The organism is Humidesulfovibrio sp., assembly GCF_035560995.1.
Lineage (GTDB): Bacteria > Desulfobacterota > Desulfovibrionia > Desulfovibrionales > Desulfovibrionaceae > Humidesulfovibrio.
This window is the reverse complement of record NZ_DATMYK010000043.1, coordinates 1-4773: the sequence shown is the minus strand read 5'-3', so window position 1 is coordinate 4773 and position 4773 is coordinate 1. Positions and strand designations below refer to the sequence as shown.

The window sequence follows — 4773 nt, the reverse complement described above, 5'->3', positions numbered from 1 at the left end:
GACCAGGAGCTCATCAAGAGCGGCTACAAGAACCAGATCGCGGCCGGCGTCGTTCTGACCGGCGGCACCTCGCTCATTCACGGCATGCAGGACCTGGCCGAACAGGTCTTCGACCTGCCGGTGCGCATAGGCTACCCCGAGTACGTGGGCGGCCTGTACGACATGGTCAACAATCCCAAGTACGCCACGGCGGTGGGCCTTCTGCTCTACGGAGCCGAGAAGCGCCAGACTGCGCCCGCGGGCGGCGGGGATTTCAGAATCCGCGAAGACAACGTCTTCAACAGGATTCTGGGCCGCATGAAGAAATGGTTCGTCGACATCGCCTAGGCAGGCGTTTCGATCTTGGGGAAGGTCCACGCACTACAGTCATCGCTTCGGGAGGAGGAACCCATGGCACATTTCGAAATCGAGAACGACATGAGCGCTAAAATCAAGGTCATCGGCTGCGGCGGCGGCGGCGGCAACGCCATCAACAACATGATCCAGTCGCGCTTGACCGGCGTGAGCTTCATCGCCGCGAACACCGACGCCCAGGACATCGAAAAATCCCTGGCCGACCACACCATCCAGCTGGGCGGCAAGCTGACCAAGGGCCTTGGCGCGGGCGCGAACCCGGAAGTGGGCCGCAACGCCGCCCTTGAGAGCATCGACCAGATCCGCGAGATTTTGCAGAACACCGACATGGTGTTCATCACCGCGGGCATGGGCGGCGGCACCGGCACCGGCGCGGCTCCGGTCATCGCCCAGGCTGCCAAAGAGGCCGGGGCCCTCACCGTGGCCGTGGTCACCAAGCCCTTCTACTTTGAAGGCCGCCGCCGCATGCAGCAGGCCGAAAAGGGCATCTCCGAACTGCGCCAGGTGGTGGACTCCATCATCACCATCCCCAATGACCGTCTGTTGCAGATGGCGGCCAAGAAGGCGGGCTTCGGCGTGATGCTGAAAAAGGCCGACGAAGTGCTGTACTACGCGGTCAAGGGCATTGCCGACCTCATCACCGTGCACGGCCTCATCAACCTGGACTTCGCGGACGTGAAGGCCATCATGACCAACTCCGGCCTGGCCCTCATGGGCACGGGCATCGCCAGCGGCGAAAACCGCGCGCGCGAAGCGGCGCTGAAGGCCATCACCAGCCCGCTCTTGGAGGACGTCTCCATCGCGGGCGCCCGCGGCGTGCTGTTCAACATCACCGCCAGCGAGGACATGAGCACCGACGAGATCCAGGAAGTGTCCGACATCATCAGCAAGGAAGCCCACGAGGACGCCAACATCGTCTTCGGCGTGGTGGCCGACCCCAATTGCGGCGAGGAGATGTGCGTCACCGTCATCGCCACCAGCATCGACCAGCGCGAGGCCGCGCCCAAGCCGGAGAAAGAGGTCAAGGCCATCCTGAACCCCATGCCGGTGACGCAGCGCGCCGCCACGCGCCGCAGCACCATCTCAAGCGTCATCGCCAGCAGCAACCGCGACCTGCCCGCCTACGTGCGTTACGGCGCGGCGAAAAACGGCGAGGAACGCCAGGGACACGCCTCCCTGCGCGCCATGGGCGCGGGCGAAGAGGAATTCCTCTTCGAGGACGAGGCCCTGGATACGCCCGCGTTCATCCGCCGCAACGCGGACTAGACGCGCATGGCGAAACGCCCTTCCGGGGCGGAGCGCAAGCGGCCCAAAGGCCGTGAACGCATCCCCCGACCCGGATCGGCCCAGGCTCCGCCGCCGGACCATGGAGGCCGCCTTCCCGTGGCGCTTCTGGTCCCTGGCGACGAGGGCATGGGTCTCTCGGCCCTGGGCTGGCAGGTGGTGCACCGCCTGCTGTCCCGGGAGCCGGAAATAGCCGTGGAGCGCTTCTTCCTCGGCAAGGGCTTCCATGCGCCGACGTCCGCCGACAGCGGCAAAGATGTAGAGCTCTTCCCCTTGATGGCGGCGAGCGTCTCTTTCGAGGAGGACTTCCTCCCCCTCCTCAGGACGCTCGCCGCAGCGGGCGTTCCGCCTTTGCGGGCGGAACGCCCGGACTACCCCCTTGTTTTGGTGGGAGGACCGGTGGCCTTCTTGAACCCTGCGCCTTTGGCTCCGCTGGCCGACGCGTTCTGGGTGGGAGAGGCCGAGACGGGCCTGGCGGAATTTTGCCTGGCCATGAAGCGCGCCGTGTTCGACGGCGTGCCGAAGCAACAGTTCCTTGAGTCCGTGAAGGACATGCCCGGGCTCTACGTTCCCGGCCTGACCAGAACCCCGGTGCGCCGCGTGGTCCGCGTGGACGCGGCCGACAGCACCCTGCTTTCCTGCCCGGCCTCGTCGGGCTTCACCGGCCCGCAGGCGGCCTTCCCGGACGCCATGCTCATCGAGATCAACCGGGGCTGCCCGCACGCCTGCCGCTTCTGCGCCGCGGGCTTCGTGTACCGGCCGCCGCGCCACGCCCGCATGCAGGACCTCATCTCCCTGGTGGAGGAGGCCATGCCGCCCAAGGTCGGCCTGGTGGGCACGGCCCTTACGGACTGGCCCGATCTTTTGCCCTTTCTGCGCTGGCTGGCCGAACGCAAAACCAAATTTTCCCTGTCCTCGCTGCGGGCCGATGGCCTGACCGAGGAGCTCCTCGTGTTCCTGCGCCAGGTGGGCATCCGCACCATCACCCTGGCGCTGGAGGGCGCGAGCGAACGTCTGCGCCGCGCGGCCAACAAGAAGCTCGACCCCGAGGTGTTCCTGGAGGCCGTGGAGCGCTGCGCGCGCCTGGGCGTCAACCACCTGCGCGTGTACCTGATCATCGGCTGGCCCTGGGAAGGGCCCGAGGATTATGACGAACTGGAGGACTTCCTGGGGCGCATCGTGGCCGCGCGCGACCGTGGCCACGGAGCCAGGACGCGGGAGTTCATGCGCATCACCGTGGGCGCAAGCAGCCTTGTGCCCAAGCCCTTCACGCCCCTGCAATGGGCGCCCATGATGGGCGAGGCCGAACTCATCGCCGGGCAGAAGCGCCTGGGCGAGATGACCAAAAAGCTGCGCGGCGTGGCGCTCAATGTGGACGCGCCCTTCCAGGCCCGGCTGCAGGGCGTGCTCTCGCGCGGGGGCGAGGAAGCCTTCCGGCTGGTGGAGCTTGCCGCGGCCGAAGGCGGCTGGAAAAAGGCCATGCGCCGCTTCGAGGCCGAGACGGCAAACATTCTGGACCGCGAACGCGCGGCCGACGAGGTCTTCCCCTGGGAGGTCATCGACCTTGGCGTGACGCGCGCCTCGCTGCGGCGCGAGTACGAGCGCGCCGGGCGCTTCCTGCACACGCCGGGCTGCCCGTCCGGCGGCTGCGCCTCCTGCGGCCTGTGCGGCATGGACGACTGGATGGCCTCCACCCCGGCATCGTAAGCAGCCGTTCCCACGCTTTCACGCGTCTCACCAGGTCCCGCCGCGCCCTGCTTTTGTGCAGCCCCCGCCCCAGCGTTCTTGTGCAGAGTTGTGCAGCAGCATGCACACTTCCTCCGCACAACGGTCATTTAATACCATGGAATAACACGCTTTACACTTTGGCACGGCGCATGCTTTGTGTGTTTCAAGTGATGCGCAATGCGCGCCCCCCTTGCGCAATCGCACCTATTTTCAAACCTCGGAGGAATAGATCATGAAGAAGAGTATCCTCGCACTCGTGGCCGTCGCAGCCCTGGTGGCCCTGTCCGCCGTGGCCTTCGCCGCCCCGCGCGGCAAGGGCGCGGCCCAGACCGCCATCACCCCGGACCAGCGCGCCACGGTGCAGAAGATCATCGAGTCGCACCAGGACAAGCTCTATGAACTGCGCGAGAAGATTTGGGCCAAGCACGCAGAGCTGCAAGCCCTGACCAACTCCGGCAAGGCCGAGAAGAGCGACATCCAGGGCCTCATCGCCGACATTTCCAAGCTGCGCGAGGCCATGAACAAGGAACGCCAGACCATACGCGCCGAGATCGAGAAGCAGACCGGCCTCACCGGCTTCGGCCCCGACGGCTACCACGGCGGCTATCATCGCGGCGGCATGGGCATGGGCTACGGCTACGGCGACGACTGCGGCACCGGCGGCGGCATGGGCCGCGGCTTCGGTCGCGGCGCGGGCTGCCCCGGCGGCACCTGCAACTAGCCACAACGCTTACAGCGGCGGCCCGGCCCGGACCTTGCGCCCGGCCGGGCCGCCTCGATTTTTCCGGCCCGCCTTCCCCGGCGCGGCAGCCCAGGTTGACACCCGGCCTCAATGCGGCCTAGCAGGAGCACAGGGCGGCCTTCCGTCCATTTCGCACCGGCCTTCGCGCCAAGGATGAACCAATGGAACTGCGCACCTTCAAACAGGACAGAGGACCGGTGCTGGCGGCTGTGGCCGCCCTCCTGGTGCTTGGCCTGGGCAGCATGTTCCTCACCTGGCAGAACATCCGCCGCCAGCGCGACCTGGTGGACCAGCACATGCAGCTGGCGGGAAACGCCGTGGTGCACGGGGTGGAGGCCAACCTCATGCGGGTCATGCACTCGCTGCGGCGCTCGCCCGACGCCGCCGCCCGCTTCTTTCCCAGCATCCGCGAACTGTTCAAGGAGATGACCGCCTCCGGCGAGGTGGTCTTCGTCGGCGTGTTCGACGAGGACGGCCGCCTCGTGGTGGCCTCGTCCGAGGAGGACGAGAAGAACGAGCTGGTGCTGCCCGAAGTCATCATCGCCTCCCTCGAGGTGCAGGGCCAATGGTCCGGCCCGCTGGAGTACAACGGCAAGACCGCCATCTTCTCCGCCCTGCGCGCCCGGCCCACCCTCTCCGTGCTGAACGAGAGCGTGCGCCTGGGC

The 4773-nt window shown here is 66.9% G+C and carries 4 protein-coding genes and 1 pseudogene; all 5 read left to right on the top strand.

Features of this window, described 5'->3' with window-relative positions:
* Nucleotides 1-327: cell division FtsA domain-containing protein (locus VN419_RS01420; RefSeq protein ID WP_325643665.1), on the top strand; the 327-nt coding region annotated here is incomplete at its 5' end.
* 63 nt (nucleotides 328-390) lie between these two features.
* The gene (gene ftsZ / locus VN419_RS01415) at nucleotides 391-1620 is read left to right on the top strand and encodes a cell division protein FtsZ (RefSeq protein ID WP_325643663.1); all 1230 of its coding nucleotides are present in this window, start codon (nucleotides 391-393) and stop codon (nucleotides 1618-1620) included.
* 117 nt (nucleotides 1621-1737) lie between these two features.
* Entirely contained in the window at nucleotides 1738-3345 is a 1608-nt protein-coding gene (locus VN419_RS01410; protein WP_325643661.1) for a radical SAM protein, read from the top strand.
* Nucleotides 3346-3598: 253 nt separating this feature from the next.
* Entirely contained in the window at nucleotides 3599-4087 is a 489-nt protein-coding gene (locus VN419_RS01405; RefSeq protein ID WP_325643659.1) for a hypothetical protein, read from the top strand.
* 182 nt (nucleotides 4088-4269) lie between these two features.
* Nucleotides 4270-4773 (top strand): annotated as a pseudogene (locus tag VN419_RS01400) (hypothetical protein); the annotation flags it as partial.

Coding starts and splice junctions, on each gene's coding strand:
- ftsZ (WP_325643663.1), top strand. CDS start 391: ATGGCACATTTCGAAATCGAGAACGACATGAGCGCTAAAATCAAGGTC.
- VN419_RS01405 (WP_325643659.1), top strand. CDS start 3,599: ATGAAGAAGAGTATCCTCGCACTCGTGGCCGTCGCAGCCCTGGTGGCC.